This is a genomic window from Streptomyces sp. NPDC096310, assembly GCF_044763125.1.
Classification (GTDB): Bacteria; Actinomycetota; Actinomycetes; order Streptomycetales; family Streptomycetaceae; genus Streptomyces.
This window is the reverse complement of the sequence record NZ_JBIWFO010000008.1, coordinates 29,572-45,952: the sequence shown is the minus strand read 5'-3', so window position 1 is coordinate 45,952 and position 16,381 is coordinate 29,572. Positions and strand designations below refer to the sequence as shown.

Below are 16,381 nucleotides of genomic sequence, written 5' to 3'. Positions count from 1 at the left end.
GGGGGCCGGGCGGACACAAACACTCGGGGCCAACCCGACTCCGACATTCCTGAAGGGGGCCCGCGCCATGCCCGACGAACTCCTCGTCATCATCCCGACCCGCGGCCGACCCCAAGCCGTGCCCGCGATCATCGAAGCCTGGGATGCGACCGACGCCACCGCGGACGTGCTGTTCGCCGTCGACACCGACGACCCGGAGCTGGCCGCGTACAAGCAGCATGCTGCAACGTACAAGGCGGACAGCCGGGTGCGGTTCACGTTCGGCAAGCGGCGCCGCCTCGTCGGCACCCTGAATGCGCAGGCCGTCAAGGCGGCCAAGAGCTACCGGTTCCTGGCGTTCATGGGCGACGATCACCGTCCGCGTCCGGCCGGGATGCCGTGGGATGCCCGCATCCGCGAGTGCCTATCCGGCGGGCCTGGCATCGTCTACGGCAACGACCTGCTGCAGGGCGAGAAGATGGCGACCGCCGTGGCGATGACCTCGGACATCGTCACCATGCTCGGGGTCATGGTCCCCGACTGCCTCGTGCACCTGTGCGCTGACCTGGTCTGGGTCGACTGGGGTCGCGGCATGGGCCGGATCACCTACCTCGACGACATGGTCATCGAGCACCTCCACCCTGCGGCGGGCAAGGCGGAGCTTGACCAGGGCTACGAGGAGGCCAACAGTTCGGAGCAGGTCAGCAGTGACTCGGCCGCCTACTACGACTACCGCGACAACGGAGCCCTCGAAGCCGACCTGGCCAAGCTGCGGAAGCTCGTCGAAGAGGCAGGTGGCTGATGCGCGTCCTCCTCACCGGCCACCGGGGCTTCGTCGGCCGCCACCTTCATGCTGCGCTGGAAGCCCGCGGTGACTACGTCGTCTGCGTCGACCTTGTCACCGAGCACGACGCACTCGACTACTTCCGGACCGCAGACGCTCGCTACGATCTCGCCATCCACTGCGCGGCCATCGTCGGCGGCCGGGCCAGCATCGACGGCAGCCCCCTCGGTGTTGCCACCAACCTCGCGCTGGACGCTTGGTACATGCGATGGCTGGTCCGCACCGGCACCCCGCGCGCCGTGTACTTCTCCAGCAGCGCCGCTTATCCGGTTGCCTTCCAAGGGGCCGGCGACGTGCGACGCCTGTACGAAGAGGACATTGACCTTGACCAGCCCGGCGAACCCGACGCCACCTACGGCCTCGCCAAGTTGACCGGCGAGAAGCTGGTTCGGTACGCCGAAGCTGAGGGCTGCCGCCTCCTCGTGCCCAGACCCTTCAGCGGCTATGGCGAGGACCAGGACGACTGCTACCCGTTCCCCGCGTTCATTCAGCGGGCCAAGCGCCGGGATGACCCGTTCGAGATCTGGGGGTCCGGCGACTCCACCCGCGACTGGATCCATGTGGATGACCTGGTCGGAGCCACTCTGGCGCTGCTGGACGCCGACGTGACCGGCCCGGTGAACCTCGGATGGGGCAGGGCCACCAGCTTCGACGATCTCGCCGGGATCGTCACGGCGGCAGCCGGCTACCGGCCGCAGCTCAAGCACCTGCCGACTGCGCCACAAGGCGTGCACCACCGGGTGTGTGATCCGGCCCGGATGTTCCACCACTACGTGCCCACTGTGTCCCTCGAAGAGGGCGTGCGGCGGGCGATCAACGCCTGAACCCACTGAAGGCCCGCGCCCATGGCTGTCCCTGACCTGCCCCTGTGGGGCTGGAACCTGATCATTGCGATGCAGCGGCACGAGGAACTGCACGGCAAGGGCGACACCTGCCTCGACGGCGTCCTCGACGCCGTGCCGGCCGAAGTGCGGCGGCAAGCGGTGGCGATCAGCACCTACGTGCAGCTCGCCTCCGGACAACAGCTCGCAGACCACATCAGCCGGACCATCGGTGACCTCGCCGACGGGCTCACCGGGAAAGTCCGGAACGAGGAGGTGCCGCAGTAAAGGGCGCCGGCATCGAGACCATCGGCAAGGGGGCCGGGGGCGGATTCCTCGTGCCGAGTGCAGTCCGCATCAACGGCGTCGAAGTCGCCATCCCCGCCGATGCGACCATCCACATGGGCGAGATCAGCGATGGCGAGTTCGTCACCGTCACCCTCACCGTCTTCGCCCGGCGGGTCACCATCCCCGCCGAGGACGACCTTTAACCCACAGGAGCCCGCGCCATGGCCAAGTCGTCCGATCCCACCATCACCGATCTTCGGCGTGAGTTGGAGAAGGCCCGCGCCGCCCTGATCGACGCCCAGAGCCACCTCTCCGCCCACGCCCAGATGAACGCGGCCCTCCACTGCGCTACCGAGGTCTTCCACTCGCCGCTCCACGCGAAGGTCACCGCCGCTATCGCCGGGATCGAACACGCCCTCGCCCGCACCAACAAGCTGCCGACCCTCGACAGCCAGAGCCCGGACGGCGTGTGGTCGGCCCTCGTTGCCGACCTCGACCGTTGCCAGCACGGCCGCCACCAAGGGGATGCGTGCGGCCCTGCCGACGCGTGTACGGGCACGTCTGCAGGAAATCCCCACCTGCGCCCCGGCACGGTCATCGGCTACGGCCTGCGCGGCGACCACATCGTCATGCCGGACCGCAAGCGCAAGCACGACCCGACCGCATGGCGGCACAGCGACGAGGCGGCGACCGGCTGATGGCCCGCCTGCAGATCCTCGAACTCCCCGAAGGCGAAGGGGACCGGCGCCCGCCGTTCCTACTCGTCATCGATCAGGTCGACGACGAACTCGCCGAAGACATTGCGCACTGGCCAGGCGACATCGCCAAAAGGGGCGGTGCCCAACACGTCCTCTGCTTCCCCGGCACCATCGACATCCCCGCCAACGAGATCACCCTCAGCGACGCCACCGACGGCAACGTCGTCCGACTCCGCGTCGAACCCCGCCTCGAAGGCTTCCGCGAGAAGGTCGAAGAAGAAGTCCTCTACGCCCAAGGCAAGGTCACGCGCGCCGCCGACGGACTCCGACTCGCCCACGAGCGAACCGACATCGCCCGAGACATGGGCCGGCTCGCTAACCACAAGGCCGCCATCACCGACGCACTCGGCATGGACCGGCTCCGCGACTGGGGCGACATCCGCAACGCCGCCGCCGGACTGCGCAAGCAGTGCGACGCGCGAGGCGACGCCATCGAGCGCGTCCGCGACCTGCATCGGCCCGTCGAACACCGAGGGCAGACCATCTGCTGGGAATGCTCCGGCTACGACTTCCCCGGCCAGACCACCGACAGGGCGCCCGTCGCCTACGACCAGTGCGGCACGCTCCAGGCGCTCAACGGAGACCAGGGGCAGACGTGAGCGGCGGCTCGTACAACTACCTCGCCGAACACGAACCCGGCGACCTCGAAGCCCGACGCGGCAGCATCGAAGCCATGCGCGACCGCCTCGCCGGACTCGAAGCCGACAGCATGCCCGGCGCCGCACGAGCAGCCCGTCTCACCGTGAACGGTCCCCGCTACCACATCACGCTGCTACCCCCGCAGCATCCCGGCCGCACCAAAGGGTTCAAATACGGGGTCGTCATCCCGTACCGCAGACACGCCGACAGCAGTGATGAGCGCGAATCATGGTGGTGCGACACTCTCGCAGAAGCATTCGAGATCGTCGGCGAAGAGATCGCAGGGAAGTGGTCATGAGCGGCGGCTGGGCCGGCTCGAACCGGCGACAGCGCCTCCCGTCCGGCTGGGCGAAGATCCGATCCCGCATCCTCGAACGCGACCCGATCTGCAAACTCTGCAACGTGCGGCCATCCGTGTTCTGCGACCACATCATCGCCAAAGCAGACGACCACAGCGACGCCGGACTCCAAGGCGTCTGCGGCCCCTGCCATGACCAGAAGAGCGCACGGGAGGGCGCAGCCGCCGCCAAAGCCAAGGGGCGCCCCAGCCGCACCAGGCCGCCGGAACAACACCCCGGACTCCTCTGAAAGGCCCGCGCCATGAATGCCGCCACGCGCCTCTGCTACCAGCGCATCCCCAGCTTCAAGCGCGAGTTCGGCGGCCTCTACCGCCTGTACGCCGAGATCTACTCGCGTGCCTATGCCGCATGTATGCGGCACCTGCACCGGCACGGACGACACGCCGCAGAGCCCGGCATCAGCAACCGCTGTTCCTGGTGCGGCGCCACCCCGGCGAGCTGACCGTGCCCGCCTACCTGATCGTCCACGCTGAACGACGCGGCGACGACACCCTCATCGAAGACCCCAAGCTCACCGTCGAGTTCACCGACGGCTGGGCCCTCTTCAGAGACCGCGACCCCATCCAACCCGACCGCGTCGTACTCGCCATCCCCGCCGCGCAGATACAGCGCATCGAACGGGTAGACCAAGGCCAGGCCCCGGCAGGCCAGAAGCCCGCGCCGCAGAAGGAGTGATCACCTGTGGCCAGCCGTGCAAAGTCCAACCGTCGCCTCGTCCGTGAAGGGCGCAGGTACTGGAGCGATCGCCCTACGTCGCGCGGCAAAGCGGCGGGCATCGGTTACGGGATGCGCAACGGATCGTTCACGCGCTGCGTAGGGCGCGTACAGCGCTTCATGGGCGCACGGGCGCGTGGTTACTGTGCCCTCAGGTTCCACGAGGCGACGGGTCGGTGGCCTGGCTCGAAGGCCAATCGAGGCTCGAAGGGGCGTCGCAAGTAACGCCAACAAAGCCGAACTAAACGGCAGTTGCCCTGCGATAATGGGATGAAGAAACCCCGGCGAACGTTGGAGCGTTCCCGGGGCAATGGCCGACCTGATGCGACAGGACCGACATGACCAAAGCTACACGCCCCAGCTCTATCACCTGCGCGCGCTGCGGAGACAGTAAGGCCGTTGAGCGAAGCGGCCCGCTGCCCACCTATTGTTCCGCCGCATGCCGCGCATCGGTGAAGTACGAGAAGTCTCGACGCGACGGTCGCTACGCGGAGACGCTGGCGAAGGCGCGACAGAAAACCCGGGAGGGGCAAGAGGCTGAGGCGAGGCCGTGCCCTTACTGTGCCGCCCCAATGACGGACCGCCAGCGCGTTCAGTGCGGCGTTCCGGAATGCCGACGGCGGCATGCTGCCGACTGGATGGCCGAGTGGCAGCGCCGCTATAAGGAAGAGGCTGGCCACTGGTACCACCGCAAGTATGCAGACCAGCAGCGCGAGTACGACAGGATGCGGCGTGCGACCGGCATACACTGGCGCACCCGGTACCCCGAGGCTGCTGCCTCCTCTGACGCTCGCCGTCGATCCCTTGTGCGGCAGGCTCGCACCGAGGAGGTCTTCAACCCTCTTGAGGTCCACATGAGAGACGCGTGGACCTGTCGACTCTGCTGGCAACCCATCGACGAGGCCGCGGCATGGCCCGACTCCTTGAGCCCCAGCATCGACCACGTGATCCCACTGTCACGAGGAGGAGCCCACTCCATGGCCAACGTGCAGAGTGCTCACCTCGGATGCAACAGCAGCAAAGGCGACGGGCTGATGGACGACATGGTCATCGCCGCTGCCAGGCAGGCGCTGCTCAGCTAGGTGCAGTACCGGCCCGCCGCCCGGAGGTGGCGGGCCGACGGGCACCACCTGGTCTGGCACGGCAGGCATGCACCGACGGTCAGGCAGCGCGTGATCAGGCATCTGTCGACGCAGCAGCAGCAGCGAAGCGAGATCAGCAATGCAGGACCGACGAAGCGCTGAAGATCGAGAGTGAAGCGTCGAGCCAGGACCGTGGCGGAACGGAAGCTGCGTGATCCATCTCGCATCTTCTTGATCACCTAGGACCATGATCACCCGGGGGGAGATCCCCTCCCCAAGATCCTTTCGGATCGGGGCCGTCTAGCCCCTCACTTTGAGCGTGCGGCTGGCCTGTATTTTTTCGACCCCTGGTGGGTCTTTCCGAGACCCCTGGAGGGTCGTCATGTCCAAGATCGAACCCCCTGAGGGTCTCGGCGCCAAGGCCCTGGTGGTCTGGTCGGAGATCGCGGGGAACTATGAGCTTCGTATCGACGAGCTGCGTGTCCTGGAGGACGCCTGCCGCGAGATCGATCTGATCGAGCGGCTGGAAGCCGAACTGGTTCACGCCGAGCTGATGGTCACCGGCAGCATGGGGCAGCCCGTCGCCTCGCCTCTTGTGCAGGAACTGCGTCAGCACCGCGGCGTGTTGGCTCGGCTGCTCGGCTGGTTGAAGCTTCCGGATGAGGAGGCGCCGGCTAAGGGGAATGCCTCGGCGTCGGCTCGCACTGCTGCTATGGCGCGTTGGGGCCGTGGCGCGTAGGCGGTCGGTCGAGCGCCAGGACGACGGGCACAACGAGGTCATCACTTGGTATGTCGAGCGCCTCGCGGAGATCGCACCGCGGCCGGAGCTGGAGTGGGAGCCGAAGCTGATCGGCCAGACCTGGCAGCGGAACCCGGACGGCACGTGGCTGCTTCCCGAGGCCACGCTCGGCTGGGAGTTCCTCGGCTGGTGCGGTGTCTGGCTGCAGCACTCGCGCGGCGTCCCATGGCGCTTCACCGACGAGCAAGCCCGCTTCATCCTGTGGTGGTTCGCCCTCGACGAGTCGGGCACGTTTGCCTACCGGGATGGGGTCCTTCAGCGGTTGAAGGGTTGGGGGAAGGATCCGGTCGGCGCCTGCCTGTGTGCGGGCGAGGCGCTCGGCCCGTCTCGCTTCGCGGGTTGGGCTTCGGATGGCACGCCGATCGCGACGGACAGCCCTGAGGCCTGGGTTCAGACTGCGGCAGTCAGCCTTGAGCAAACGAAAAACACGATGCGGCTCTTCCCGTCGCTCTTCACGGCAGAGGCGAAAGAGCACTACCGCATCCAGGTCGGCAAGGAGACCGTCAACGCCCTGGGGGACTCGCGGCTGATCCAGGCAGTCACGTCGTCGCCGTCAACGCTTGAGGGCGCACGGGCAACGTTCGTCCTTCTCAACGAGACGCACCACTGGGACTCTTCGAACTCGGGCCACGATATGGCGGACGTGATCGAGCGCAACGCCACCAAGTCGGCGGACGGTGCGGCCCGGACGCTGCGCATCACGAACGCTTACGAGCCCGGCCAGGACTCGGTTGCCGAGCGGGACCGGGAAGCGTGGGAGGCGGTGGATGCCGGCCGGGTGATGGACTCGGGTCTGTTGTACGACTCGATCGAAGCGCCGCCGAAGGCCCCGCTGACGGTCGAGGACGCGCCGGCTGTCATCCGTGCGATCCGCGGCGATGCGACGTGGTTGAACGTGGATCGAATCGTCAAGTCGATCGCCGACGTCCGCAACCCTCCGAGTCGGTCGCGCCGTTTCTGGTACAACATGATCGTTGCGGCTGAGGATGCCTGGATGGCGCCCTATGAATGGGACGCCTGCAAGGCGGAGGCCCTCGAAGTTCTGGACGGCGAAGAGATCGTCATGTTCTTCGACGGATCCAAGTCAGACGACGCGACGGCGCTGGCTGGCTGCCGCATGTCGGACGGCCACATCTTCACCTTGGGCGTGTGGCAGCGGCCGGCGAACTGGAACCTCGACGTTCCATGGTCGGTGCCGCGGGACGAGGTAGACGGCGTCGTCGAGCGGGCGTTCAACGAGTACAAGGTGCTGGCGTTCTTCTGCGACCCCGGATCGGGACAGGACGAGGACGGCGAGCGCTACTGGTACTCCTACCTCGACAAGTGGGGCCAGGAGCATGGCTCGAAGCTGATCCTGCATGCCGTCTCAGCTGGTCCGAAGCAGCACGCCGTGCGCTGGGACATGGGCGCCCCGCGCCATCAGGAGGAATTCACGGACGCTGTAAAGAGGACGGGGGAGGACGTTCTTGAGCGGCGCCTCACGCATGACGGCCACAAGGTGATGCGCACGCACGTAGCGAACGCCCGCCGACGAACGAACGCGTGGGGGATCACGATTGGCAAGGAGCACCGCGAGAGCGCCCGGAAGATCGACCTTGCGGTGTGCATGGTCGGCGCCCGGATGCTTCGCAGGAAGCTCCTCAACAGCAAGCAGTACGGGAAGCGGCCGAAGTCGCGCGGTAAGGGACGGGTGGTGGTGCTGCGGTGACCCTGTCGATCCCTGAACTCCCGCTCGTGTACCTCTCAGATGAAGAGCTCGCGCTGATCAACCTGTTGCGTGCGGACATGCTGCGCGACCGGTGGGCGCTGCTGCTGCGGGACGCCTACTTCAACGGCGAGCAGCTGGTCCGCGATCTGGGCATCAGTATTCCGCCGCAGCTCAAGGGCCTGCATACGGTGATCGGCTGGCCTCGGGTGGGCGTCGAGTCACTGGAGGAGCGTCTCGATCTGGAGGCGTTCCGGTGGGCGGACGGCTCGGATTCCCGCGAGTTGGATGAGATCGCCGAGGCGAACGATCTGCTCGACGAGTCGAGCCTGGCGCATCTGGATTCGCTGGTGTACGGCCGCGAGTATCTGGCGGTCGGCTCCGGGGACTGCGGCACGGACGACTGCCCGCCGCTCATTTCGGTGGAGTCGCCGCTGGATATGACGCTGATGTGGGACGCCCGTCTGCGGATGGGTACGGCGGCGCTCCGGGAGTGCGCCGCGGACTCCTACATCGAGTCGGGCCCCGAGGAACGGATGATCGTCCTCTACCTCCCGGACCAGACGGTGACAGCTTTGCCGTCTCCGTCGGGCGGCTGGGAGGTCGTCGACCGGGACATCCACAACCTGGGTGTCGTGCCGGTCGTCAGGATGGCGAACCGACAGCGGACCGCAGACAGGGTCGGCCGGTCGGAGATCACGCCCGAGGTCATGTCCATCACGGATGCCGCATGCCGGCGGCTGATGGGTATGGAGGTCGCGGCCGAGTTCTTCGGCGCTCCACAGCGCTACATCTTGGGCGCCTCCGAGTCCGCCTTCCAGGACGCTGAGGGCAACGCCAAGAGCGCCTGGGAGACGTACATCGGCCGCGTGCTCGCCTTGGAGCGGGACGAGGACGGCCAGGTGCCGACGGTCGGCCAGTTTGCTGCGCATGATCCGACGGCGATGACGCGGATCATCGACCTGTATGCGCGGATCATGTCGTCGCAGTTCGGGCTCCCGCCGCACATGCTCGGCTATACGACCGACAACCCGGCTTCTGCGGATGCGATCCGGTCCACTGAGGCGAAGCTGGTGAAGCGGTCCGAGCGGCGCATCCGCCGGTATGGGGCGGCCTGGCAGCAGGCCATGCGGCTCGCCCTGTGGGTGCGCGACGGGGAGCCGCCGGAAAAGACTCGCCGCATCGAGACGGTGTGGCGGAACCCTGCGACGCCGACGGTTGCCGCGCAGGCGGACGCCACAGTGAAGCTCGTCCAGGCGGGCATTCTGCCCGCCGACTCTGACGTCACGTTGGAGATGGCCGGCCTGACTGAGGGGCAGCGGCAGCGAGTGAGGGCGGATCGGCGACGGTCGGGCGCGGCGGCGACTGGCGGTGGCCTCATGGCTCGACTTGCCGCGCTGAACGACCAGCAGCCGTCGCAGTTGCCGACGGTCGCGGAGGTGTCCGGTGGCAACGGCGGTCTCTGACGGGGGTGGCGAACCGGATCGCTACCGTGCCGCTCAATTGGGCTTGTCGCGCATGCTGGTGCGGGATGTCCGCCGACTCCGCAGGTTGATCATTCCGTCGCGGTTGCGGTCATCGATGCCGGACTGGTTCTCTGCGGTGCAGGCCGTCGTCGACCAGTACGCGCAGACGTCGGCCGCTCTGGGCGCCGAGTTCTACGACGCTCAGCGGGACGCGGCTGGGGTGACGGGTTTGTTTACGGTGCCGGTTGCCGATCCGCCGCCTGAGGAGCGCACCGAGTCGAGTCTGCGGTGGGCGACGAAGGATGTGTGGGAGCGGGAGTCGGACGTCGCGACGCCAGCACAGCTTGAGCCTCTCGATGTCCGCTTGGAGCAGGCAGAGAAGAAGGCCGAACTGGTTGTGCAGAAGCTTGTGGCCGATACGGGCCGTGGCACGGTGCTTGAGGCGGTCCGTCAGGATCGGCGGGCGACCGCGTGGGCTCGATCGGCTGCTCTCGGAGCATGCGCCTTCTGTCGCATGCTCTCGATACGCGGGGCTGTCTATAAGGGCGACACGGTCGACTTCCGTGCCCACGATGGCTGTCACTGCATGACCATTCCGGTGTTCGCCGGGCAGCGCTTCGAACTGTCCGACAATGCGAAGGAGTGGGAGCGGCTGTACCGGGAGTACGCCGCGCCTTACTCGGGCGATCAGCTTCGCCGGTTCCGGAGAGCCGTAGCCGAGCACGGCTGACGGTCGCCACTCATAGTTCACCCCGGTCGCCCTGGTGGCGGCCTTTCTCATTTTCACAGCCCCTGGAGGGCCGATTCGTCATGACCGAAGAGACCGAGAAGACCAGCGAGCAGCAGGACACCGGCACTGAGGAGACCGTCGAGGAGACGGCGACCGAGGAGAGTGGCACCGACACCACGGACGACGCCCAGGAGGCGGACGCTGGCGGAAAGCAGGAGGAGCCGTTCGACCGGAAGCAGGCTGAAGCCAAGATTCGCAAGGGGAATTCGGAGGCCCAGAACCTCCGCAAGCGCCTGAAGGAGCTGGAGCCGAAGGCTGCCGAGCTGCAGCGCATCAAGGACTCCGAGAAGTCGGAGTCCGAGCGCCTCAACGACCAGCTCACCCGGGCGAACGAACAGATCGCCGCGACCCGCAAGAGCCTCGTCGAGGCCCGCGTGCAGGCCCTGGCCGGCGCGCAGGTGGGGGAGCGCGCCGCGTTCACCGACCCGGAGGACGCGGTCAGCCAGCTGGATCTCGCCTCATACATCGACGAGTCGGGCTCGATCGACGAGGCCGCCATCGAGGCGGATCTCCAGGCGCTGTTGGAGCGCAAGCCGCACTGGGCAAAGGCCCAGCCCCAGGAGGGCCTGCGGCGCCCCGCACCGGACCGCACACAGGCGTCCGGCGCCAACCACAAGCAGGCCCCCCTGAACCCGGCTGACGAACTCGCCGGGTTCATCCATTCGCGGCTCAACGGCCGCTAGAAAGTAGGACGTCATGGCGGTTACCGCCCCCCTCAAGCTGTCCGATGTCAGCGATTCCCTGCTCCCGCGGACACTCACCGGGCCGATCTTCGAGAAGTCGGTCGAGCAGTCGGCGGTGATGGCGCTCGCGCAGCGCGCCCCGCTGGCGATCGACGCGACGACGAGCATCCCGATTCCGATGGATGTGCCGACGGCTGACTGGGTCGGGCAGGCGCAGGCCAAGCCGCTGTCGTCCGGCGGTGTCGCCGTGAAGAGCATGCAGGCCCGCAAGATTGCGGTACTGATCCCGGTGGCCGAGGAGGTCGTGAAGACCAACGCGGGCGGGCTGTGGACTCAGCTTCAGCGGGATCTGCCCACCGCGTTCGCGAGGGCCTTCGACCACGCGGCGATCCACGGCAAGACGATGCGCGGCGCGGCCGGCCCGTTCTCCGACTACCTGACGATGACCAGCAACGCGGTCGCGCTCGGGACCAACCCGCGCAACGAGGGTGGGGTGTGGTCGGACTTCGTCGACGGCATGAGCCTGGTCATGGACGACGAGTGGGACTACACCGGGACCGTCGCCGACCACCGTCTGAAGCCCACCCTGCTGCGCGCGACCGATGCCAACGGGCAGCCGATCCTCGTCGACACGCTGACTCCGGGCACGAACATGGCGGCGGCGGGCACGCTGATCGGCGAGCCGCTCGCGTACTCGCGCAGCGTGTCGGGTAAGCAGCGCCGCCAGTCCGCGTCGACGGACACGGGCCTGCGGGCGATCGGCGGTGACTGGTCGCAGGCGGCCTACGGCGTCGGCATGGACATCACTGTGCGGATCAGCTCCGAGGCCACCTACGTGGACGAGGACGGCGGTGTCCACTCCGCGTTCCAGGAGAACCTGGTGCTGCTCCTGGCGGAGGCGTTCTACGGCTACGTGCAGGGCGACGCGGACGCGTTCGTCAAGTACACCGGCACGCCGAGCGGCTCGTGAGCAGGGCGGTCCCGGTCTCCGCGCCGGGCGGGACCGCTAAGCCTCTTCGTATCGTGGCCCGCGTGCACGCGATGCCCCCGGAGCACAATGCGGGTGCCGAGCACATGCTGGTGTCGATGCTGCGCCCGCTGGTGGAGCGTGGGCATGACGTGCAGGTGTGGCTGTCCCGGTACGGGAAGGCCCATCAGGAGTACGAGTATCGGGGCATCAAGGTGATCCCGCTGGAGTCGCGGCTGGACTTTCCTTCGGCGGTCCGGCGGGCGGATGTGCTGCTGGCGCATCTGGAGACGGTGCCGTCGACGGCGTCCCTTGCCCGCGGGTACGGGAAGCCGCTGGTGGTGGTGTGCCACAACACGCACCGTCCGAGCTTCCGGGATGCTGCGGCAGGTGGCACGGCGCTGGCGGTCTACAACAGCCAGTGGATGGAGCGGGAGGCGGAGCTGTTCCTCGCCGAGTATCCGAAGTCGGTCCGCCCCGAACGGTCGCTGGTCGTGCGTCCGCCGGTGTTCGCCGAGGAGTATGCGACGAAGCCCGGCAAGGCCATCACGCTGATCAACTGCAATGAGGCCAAGGGCGGCAAGGTGCTCGAAGCCTTGGCGAAGCGCATGCCGGATCAGCAGTTCCTCGCGGTGCGCGGCGCATACGGCGAGCAGGTCCTCCCGGACCTGCCGAACGTTGAGATCGTCGAGCACGTGCGCGGGGAGGACATGCGGGAGCAGGTCTATGCCCGCACCAAGGTGCTGCTGATGCCCAGCTCCTACGAGTCGTGGGGCCGGGCCGGCTGCGAGGCGCTCGCGAGCGGCATTCCGGTCCTGGCCCACCCGACGCCCGGCCTGTGCGAATCGCTGGGCGAGGCGGGGCTGTTCGTCGACCGGAACGACCTAGACGGCTACGAGGCGGTCCTCCGTAAACTACTGACTCCGGCCGAGTACCGACTGGCGTCGAAGCGCGCGAAGGCCCGCAGCGCAGAGCTCGACCCTGCGGCCGAACTGGCCGCCTGGTGCAGTGCGATCGAGGGCCTCAAGAGCTAGGAGGAGCCGTGGCATTCGTTCCTCCTACCGCCGAGCAACTCGGCCTGTATCTGGGGCTCGATGAGATCCAGGGCGACCGGGCGGACCTGCTGATCGAGAGCGCGGTGTCGCTGTGCGAGACGGTGGTCAAACCGCTCCCTGACGGTGCTAGGGCTGTCGTGCTGTCCGTGGCTGGTCGGGCCTATGTCAATCCTCAGCAGGTCAGCTACGAGACGATCGGCCCGATGTCGGTACAGCGGCCGTCCGGCTCGGGCGGCCTGTATCTCACGAAGGCGGACAAGTCTGCGCTGAAGTCGCTGGCCGGTCGCGGGGGCGCCTTCACGGTGGACCCGACTCCGGACACGGCGGACCCGTCGCCGACCTGGCCGATCGATGTCGACTACGGCATCTTCGAGGACTATGGGACGGGCTGGGGGTATCCCTGATGCCCGCGCCGTACCCGTATGGGGAGACGGTGCGAATCGTCCGCATCGGAGAGTCATCGGGCCGTGACCCGCGCGGCCAGCCGCTGCCCGGCCTGGATGAGTCGTTCGATGTCCATGGCTGTGTGGTGACGCCGCGGGCTGAGACGCCTCAGGTGGGCGGGCCGGAGCAACAGGGCCGTGACACGGTCATCGTCGGCTACACCGTGTACGCGCCTCCGAGAACCGGGGTGCGCACCACGGACCGGGTTCGTATCCGCGGCGAGGTCTGCGAGATCACCGGGCAGCCTGGTGATTGGGGCCGTAGCCCGTTCACCGGAACGCGCGGCGTTGTCCAATTCGCCGCCGACAGGGTGACGGGTTAGCCGCGGGCTTGCTCGACTGCGGCGACGAGCTTCTCGGCGAGGTCGTTGGACTTGCGGGGGATGGACAGGCTGTGCGGGTCCTCGTAGGGCGGCCGGCCTGAGTGGAGGATGCCGCCTTTCTCTGCGGCGGCTTCGGCGCCGGGCAGCAGGAACTGCACGTATCCGTGCATGAGCCGGGTGGCGGGCTTGAAACGTGTGCCGGTGACGTCGGCGGCCCGGATTCGTACCGGTGCCGGTTTGAGACCGACGGGCGTCTTCGTGATGGTGATCCATTCCCCGTCGTAGCTGATCGTGCCGAGCACGCCCTTCACGTCCATGTCCGCCCCCTACGAGTTGCTGGAGGGGCTATGGCAGCACGGTTCAAGATGTCCCGTAAAGGCGTTGGTCAGCTTCTGCGGTCGCCGATGATCCGGGCGGAGATGCTCCGCCGCGCCGAGGTGATCAAAAGCGTCGCCGTGGCGATTTCGCCGGTGGATGTGGGCGGTCCGCACCCGGGTCACTACAAGGACTCGTGGACCACGGACAGCACAGCGCGGGGCGGTCGCCGCCGGGATCGCGCGGTCGGATACGTTCGCAACACGGCCCACTATGCGCGCTGGGTGGAGTACGGGACGGAGCGCGTCCATGCCCATCACGTCCTGCTGCGGGCGGCGCAGTTGGGCGGGCGGAACCAGTGACCGCCCTCTTCGACATCGAGCTGGAACTTATCACCCTCGGCACGGCCCGCTTCCCGGGTGCGGTGGTGCGGGACGAGTTGGACAACAACCTCCTTGCCGAGTTGCCGACGATCCGCGTGCAGCAGGTTCCAGGCGGCGGGGATGACGGACTGAAACTGGCCCGGTTCCTCGTCGACATCGACGTGTTCGCGGCAACCCGGGGTGACGCCATCACGTTGGCCCGCCAGGTCCACGACTGGGTGACTAGTGAGCTGCGAGGCAGCACGTCCAGCGCCGCGGTTATCGGGCGCGTCGCCGCTCTGTCCCTGCCTGCCTCGCGTCCTTACGAGAACGTCACCCTGCGCCGAGTTGGGGCGACTTACGAGATCTTCTGCCATCCGGTTTCCTGACCGGTTTTGGGCCCGCGCCGGACCCCTGTCAGTACCCGCCCGTGCGCGGGCTTTCGCATGTCTGGAGACATCATGGTCAACATCACCCGCGCTGCGGATCTCGCCCTGGTGGGGGCGAACGGCGGCGGCTTCGTGGCGCCGGTGGGGACGCCTGCGCTGGCGTCGCCGCTGGATCAGCCGACGTCCCCGTGGGAGCCCCTCGGTGCGATCTCCGACGACGGCCTCACCTACGGGTTCGACGAGGACAGCCAGGAGTTCACGCCGTGGGGGCTCACGTCGCCGTTCCGCACGCAGATCACCAAGAGCGTGCGGACGTTCGGGCTGACGGTGTGGGAGACGAGCCGGGTGGCCGTACAGAGCCTCCAGTACAGGCTTGATGCCGCGGCGCTGGAGCCCGACGGCGACGGCCTCACCAAGTACGCCGAGACCGCGTCCCCGGTTCCGGACCGGCGCGCGTTCTGGTTCCTGGTAATCGACGGCAACGCGTTCAAGGGCTTCTACGTCCCCCAGGGGGAAATCAACGACCGCTCCGACGTGTCCTTCAAGCAGGACGAGATGTCCGGCTACGAGTGGACGATCACCACCTACCCCGACGAGGCAGGCAACACGGTCTACCACGTCGACAAGCTGCCGGTCACGCCCGAGTACTCGGGCTCCTGAGCCGGGTGGGTGGGCCGCACGTTGGCGCGGGCCGGCCCACCCACCCTTCACCCCATCTCTGCCCGCGCCCGATCGAGGAGGCCCGCGCCCATGGCAGCGAACAGCCGCACGTCAACCCGCAAGACCACCACGCCCCGCCCCGCCCGAGCCCCCCGCGACCTCGCGCCCGAGCCGGCCGACGACTTCAACGACGAGGCCGACGCCGCAACAGCTCAGGAGATTGAGGCGGAAGGGCACTACGTCACAGCCGAACTCGCCGACGAGGAGATCCGCATCGTTCCGCCGGGCGCGTGGCGGCAGTCGTGGCAGACCGCCCTGTCGAACGCGAACTTCACCTTCTTCGCGGAGCAGGTCGTCCATCCTGACGATCTCGATCTGTACTTCGAGATCGACCCGACGAACGACGAGTTCGAGGAGTTCGTCGCGGAGGCCGCCCGGCGCGGCGGAGAGAGCCTGGGGAAATCGCGTGGACCCGCCGGGTCGTCGAGGCGCACGCGGAGGCGGTAGAGGCTGACCTCGCGCACTGGTATCCGCGGGACGCCGACCAGATCGACGCCTACTGGCGGGGCGAGATGACGGCGAGACGGTTGAGAGTACTGGTTCAGCATCTGCCGCCGGAGTCGGCGACGACGACCGCCCTGCGGAACGCTATGACGCCGGAGGAGTACGAGGCCCAGGCTGAGAAGGGCGAGCCGGAGAAGGGCCGCTGGTCACAGACGGAGCAACTCCTCGCCGGGATCACGGACTCGCTGCGGACCCTGGAGTACATCCTGATCCGCGTCAACTCGGACGGCAAGGGCCGGAAGCCGAAGCGCCCTGAGCCGATACGCCGACCGGGCGCCACGTCGAAACCCGCACGCGAGCCGATGTCTGAGGCGGCCAGCCAGAGACTCTTCGAGATCATCAACGGTGGCAGCGCGGCCTGACGCGCACGGGAGGA

At 67.7% G+C, this 16,381-nt stretch carries 26 protein-coding genes; 25 read left to right on the top strand and 1 reads right to left on the bottom strand.

Annotated features, from left to right (window positions below; all coding sequences use genetic code 11):
* Positions 1 to 67 precede the first annotated feature (67 nt).
* The 20 genes from ACIQ7D_RS17690 (at position 68) to ACIQ7D_RS17595 (ending at position 13,715) form a co-directional block, all read left to right on the top strand.
* Positions 68 to 781, top strand: a complete 714-nt coding sequence (locus ACIQ7D_RS17690; protein ID WP_403938451.1) for a hypothetical protein — start codon at positions 68 to 70, stop codon at positions 779 to 781.
* Positions 781 to 1,647, top strand: a complete 867-nt coding sequence (locus ACIQ7D_RS17685; protein ID WP_403938449.1) for an NAD-dependent epimerase/dehydratase family protein — start codon at positions 781 to 783, stop codon at positions 1,645 to 1,647. Before ACIQ7D_RS17690 ends, ACIQ7D_RS17685 begins: the two co-directional genes overlap by 1 nt.
* A 21-nt stretch (positions 1,648 to 1,668) precedes the next feature.
* On the top strand, positions 1,669 to 1,932 hold the full coding sequence (locus ACIQ7D_RS17680; RefSeq protein ID WP_403938447.1) for a hypothetical protein: 264 nt from the start codon (positions 1,669 to 1,671) through the stop codon (positions 1,930 to 1,932).
* Positions 1,933 to 1,982: 50 nt separating this feature from the next.
* Positions 1,983 to 2,135: a hypothetical protein gene (locus tag ACIQ7D_RS17675; RefSeq protein WP_403938445.1), complete on the top strand. Its 153-nt coding sequence runs from the start codon at positions 1,983 to 1,985 to the stop codon at positions 2,133 to 2,135.
* 18 nt (positions 2,136 to 2,153) lie between these two features.
* Complete coding sequence (locus tag ACIQ7D_RS17670; RefSeq protein ID WP_403938443.1) at positions 2,154 to 2,630, top strand: hypothetical protein; 477 nt, start codon at positions 2,154 to 2,156, stop codon at positions 2,628 to 2,630.
* Complete coding sequence (locus tag ACIQ7D_RS17665; protein WP_403938442.1) at positions 2,630 to 3,289, top strand: hypothetical protein; 660 nt, start codon at positions 2,630 to 2,632, stop codon at positions 3,287 to 3,289. The genes ACIQ7D_RS17670 and ACIQ7D_RS17665 overlap by 1 nt, the downstream gene beginning before the upstream one ends.
* Positions 3,286 to 3,627, top strand: coding sequence for a hypothetical protein (locus tag ACIQ7D_RS17660; RefSeq protein WP_403938440.1), 342 nt, complete (start codon positions 3,286 to 3,288; stop codon positions 3,625 to 3,627). Before ACIQ7D_RS17665 ends, ACIQ7D_RS17660 begins: the two co-directional genes overlap by 4 nt.
* Positions 3,624 to 3,917, top strand: a complete 294-nt coding sequence (locus ACIQ7D_RS17655) for an HNH endonuclease signature motif containing protein (protein ID WP_403938438.1) — start codon at positions 3,624 to 3,626, stop codon at positions 3,915 to 3,917. Before ACIQ7D_RS17660 ends, ACIQ7D_RS17655 begins: the two co-directional genes overlap by 4 nt.
* A 12-nt stretch (positions 3,918 to 3,929) precedes the next feature.
* On the top strand, positions 3,930 to 4,130 hold the full coding sequence (locus tag ACIQ7D_RS17650) for a hypothetical protein (RefSeq protein ID WP_403938436.1): 201 nt from the start codon (positions 3,930 to 3,932) through the stop codon (positions 4,128 to 4,130).
* Positions 4,106 to 4,363, top strand: a complete 258-nt coding sequence (locus tag ACIQ7D_RS17645) for a hypothetical protein (RefSeq protein WP_403938434.1) — start codon at positions 4,106 to 4,108, stop codon at positions 4,361 to 4,363. The genes ACIQ7D_RS17650 and ACIQ7D_RS17645 overlap by 25 nt, the downstream gene beginning before the upstream one ends.
* Before the next feature lie 377 nt (positions 4,364 to 4,740).
* Positions 4,741 to 5,484 (top strand): HNH endonuclease, encoded by a 744-nt coding sequence (locus ACIQ7D_RS17640; protein ID WP_403938432.1) that lies wholly within the window; start codon positions 4,741 to 4,743, stop codon positions 5,482 to 5,484.
* 382 nt (positions 5,485 to 5,866) lie between these two features.
* Entirely contained in the window at positions 5,867 to 6,223 is a 357-nt protein-coding gene (locus ACIQ7D_RS17635; protein ID WP_403938430.1) for a hypothetical protein, read from the top strand.
* Positions 6,213 to 7,991 (top strand): terminase, encoded by a 1,779-nt coding sequence (locus ACIQ7D_RS17630; RefSeq protein WP_403938428.1) that lies wholly within the window; start codon positions 6,213 to 6,215, stop codon positions 7,989 to 7,991. The genes ACIQ7D_RS17635 and ACIQ7D_RS17630 overlap by 11 nt, the downstream gene beginning before the upstream one ends.
* Complete coding sequence (locus ACIQ7D_RS17625; protein ID WP_403938426.1) at positions 7,988 to 9,454, top strand: phage portal protein; 1,467 nt, start codon at positions 7,988 to 7,990, stop codon at positions 9,452 to 9,454. Before ACIQ7D_RS17630 ends, ACIQ7D_RS17625 begins: the two co-directional genes overlap by 4 nt.
* Positions 9,435 to 10,184 carry a hypothetical protein gene (locus ACIQ7D_RS17620; protein ID WP_403938424.1) on the top strand — a complete coding sequence of 250 codons (750 nt, stop codon included), beginning with the start codon at positions 9,435 to 9,437 and terminating at the stop codon, positions 10,182 to 10,184. The genes ACIQ7D_RS17625 and ACIQ7D_RS17620 overlap by 20 nt, the downstream gene beginning before the upstream one ends.
* Before the next feature lie 80 nt (positions 10,185 to 10,264).
* Positions 10,265 to 10,927, top strand: coding sequence for a hypothetical protein (locus ACIQ7D_RS17615; protein ID WP_403938422.1), 663 nt, complete (start codon positions 10,265 to 10,267; stop codon positions 10,925 to 10,927).
* Positions 10,928 to 10,940: 13 nt separating this feature from the next.
* Positions 10,941 to 11,897, top strand: coding sequence for a phage major capsid protein (locus ACIQ7D_RS17610; RefSeq protein ID WP_403938420.1), 957 nt, complete (start codon positions 10,941 to 10,943; stop codon positions 11,895 to 11,897).
* Between the two features lie 71 nt (positions 11,898 to 11,968).
* The gene (locus tag ACIQ7D_RS17605) at positions 11,969 to 12,928 is read left to right on the top strand and encodes a glycosyltransferase family 4 protein (RefSeq protein WP_403938850.1); all 960 of its coding nucleotides are present in this window, start codon (positions 11,969 to 11,971) and stop codon (positions 12,926 to 12,928) included.
* Positions 12,929 to 12,936: 8 nt separating this feature from the next.
* Positions 12,937 to 13,353, top strand: a complete 417-nt coding sequence (locus ACIQ7D_RS17600; protein ID WP_403938418.1) for a hypothetical protein — start codon at positions 12,937 to 12,939, stop codon at positions 13,351 to 13,353.
* On the top strand, positions 13,353 to 13,715 hold the full coding sequence (locus ACIQ7D_RS17595; protein ID WP_403938416.1) for a hypothetical protein: 363 nt from the start codon (positions 13,353 to 13,355) through the stop codon (positions 13,713 to 13,715). The genes ACIQ7D_RS17600 and ACIQ7D_RS17595 overlap by 1 nt, the downstream gene beginning before the upstream one ends.
* Here the strand turns inward: ACIQ7D_RS17595 and ACIQ7D_RS17590 are convergent.
* Positions 13,712 to 14,032 (bottom strand): DUF4429 domain-containing protein, encoded by a 321-nt coding sequence (locus ACIQ7D_RS17590; RefSeq protein ID WP_403938415.1) that lies wholly within the window; start codon positions 14,030 to 14,032, stop codon positions 13,712 to 13,714. The two genes, ACIQ7D_RS17595 and ACIQ7D_RS17590, sit on opposite strands and share 4 nt — an antisense overlap.
* A gap of 30 nt (positions 14,033 to 14,062) precedes the next feature.
* Here ACIQ7D_RS17590 and ACIQ7D_RS17585 point away from each other — a divergent pair, with 30 nt between their 5' ends.
* From ACIQ7D_RS17585 to ACIQ7D_RS17565, 5 genes are all read left to right on the top strand, one after another.
* Positions 14,063 to 14,392 (top strand): HK97 gp10 family phage protein, encoded by a 330-nt coding sequence (locus ACIQ7D_RS17585; RefSeq protein ID WP_403938413.1) that lies wholly within the window; start codon positions 14,063 to 14,065, stop codon positions 14,390 to 14,392.
* On the top strand, positions 14,389 to 14,781 hold the full coding sequence (locus tag ACIQ7D_RS17580; protein ID WP_403938411.1) for a hypothetical protein: 393 nt from the start codon (positions 14,389 to 14,391) through the stop codon (positions 14,779 to 14,781). The genes ACIQ7D_RS17585 and ACIQ7D_RS17580 overlap by 4 nt, the downstream gene beginning before the upstream one ends.
* A 72-nt stretch (positions 14,782 to 14,853) precedes the next feature.
* On the top strand, positions 14,854 to 15,441 hold the full coding sequence (locus tag ACIQ7D_RS17575; protein ID WP_403938409.1) for a phage tail protein: 588 nt from the start codon (positions 14,854 to 14,856) through the stop codon (positions 15,439 to 15,441).
* A gap of 90 nt (positions 15,442 to 15,531) precedes the next feature.
* A complete protein-coding gene (locus ACIQ7D_RS17570; protein ID WP_403938407.1) occupies positions 15,532 to 15,948 on the top strand; it encodes a hypothetical protein in 417 nt (138 codons plus the stop codon).
* A gap of 80 nt (positions 15,949 to 16,028) precedes the next feature.
* The gene (locus tag ACIQ7D_RS17565) at positions 16,029 to 16,367 is read left to right on the top strand and encodes a hypothetical protein (RefSeq protein WP_403938405.1); all 339 of its coding nucleotides are present in this window, start codon (positions 16,029 to 16,031) and stop codon (positions 16,365 to 16,367) included.
* The last annotated feature ends 14 nt before the right edge of the window (positions 16,368 to 16,381 follow it).

Excerpts from the sequence above, each read along its gene's own strand:
- ACIQ7D_RS17575 (WP_403938409.1), top strand. The coding sequence starts at position 14,854 with ATGGTCAACATCACCCGCGCTGCGGATCTCGCCCTGGTGGGGGCGAAC.
- ACIQ7D_RS17665 (WP_403938442.1), top strand. The coding sequence starts at position 2,630 with ATGGCCCGCCTGCAGATCCTCGAACTCCCCGAAGGCGAAGGGGACCGG.
- ACIQ7D_RS17610 (WP_403938420.1), top strand. The coding sequence starts at position 10,941 with ATGGCGGTTACCGCCCCCCTCAAGCTGTCCGATGTCAGCGATTCCCTG.
- ACIQ7D_RS17590 (WP_403938415.1), bottom strand. The coding sequence starts at position 14,032 with ATGGACGTGAAGGGCGTGCTCGGCACGATCAGCTACGACGGGGAATGG.
- ACIQ7D_RS17585 (WP_403938413.1), top strand. The coding sequence starts at position 14,063 with ATGGCAGCACGGTTCAAGATGTCCCGTAAAGGCGTTGGTCAGCTTCTG.
- ACIQ7D_RS17685 (WP_403938449.1), top strand. The coding sequence starts at position 781 with ATGCGCGTCCTCCTCACCGGCCACCGGGGCTTCGTCGGCCGCCACCTT.
- ACIQ7D_RS17615 (WP_403938422.1), top strand. The coding sequence starts at position 10,265 with ATGACCGAAGAGACCGAGAAGACCAGCGAGCAGCAGGACACCGGCACT.
- ACIQ7D_RS17670 (WP_403938443.1), top strand. The coding sequence starts at position 2,154 with ATGGCCAAGTCGTCCGATCCCACCATCACCGATCTTCGGCGTGAGTTG.
- ACIQ7D_RS17605 (WP_403938850.1), top strand. The coding sequence starts at position 11,969 with ATGCCCCCGGAGCACAATGCGGGTGCCGAGCACATGCTGGTGTCGATG.
- ACIQ7D_RS17690 (WP_403938451.1), top strand. The coding sequence starts at position 68 with ATGCCCGACGAACTCCTCGTCATCATCCCGACCCGCGGCCGACCCCAA.
- ACIQ7D_RS17655 (WP_403938438.1), top strand. The coding sequence starts at position 3,624 with ATGAGCGGCGGCTGGGCCGGCTCGAACCGGCGACAGCGCCTCCCGTCC.
- ACIQ7D_RS17640 (WP_403938432.1), top strand. The coding sequence starts at position 4,741 with ATGACCAAAGCTACACGCCCCAGCTCTATCACCTGCGCGCGCTGCGGA.
- ACIQ7D_RS17680 (WP_403938447.1), top strand. The coding sequence starts at position 1,669 with ATGGCTGTCCCTGACCTGCCCCTGTGGGGCTGGAACCTGATCATTGCG.
- ACIQ7D_RS17635 (WP_403938430.1), top strand. The coding sequence starts at position 5,867 with ATGTCCAAGATCGAACCCCCTGAGGGTCTCGGCGCCAAGGCCCTGGTG.
- ACIQ7D_RS17650 (WP_403938436.1), top strand. The coding sequence starts at position 3,930 with ATGAATGCCGCCACGCGCCTCTGCTACCAGCGCATCCCCAGCTTCAAG.
- ACIQ7D_RS17595 (WP_403938416.1), top strand. The coding sequence starts at position 13,353 with ATGCCCGCGCCGTACCCGTATGGGGAGACGGTGCGAATCGTCCGCATC.
- ACIQ7D_RS17570 (WP_403938407.1), top strand. The coding sequence starts at position 15,532 with ATGGCAGCGAACAGCCGCACGTCAACCCGCAAGACCACCACGCCCCGC.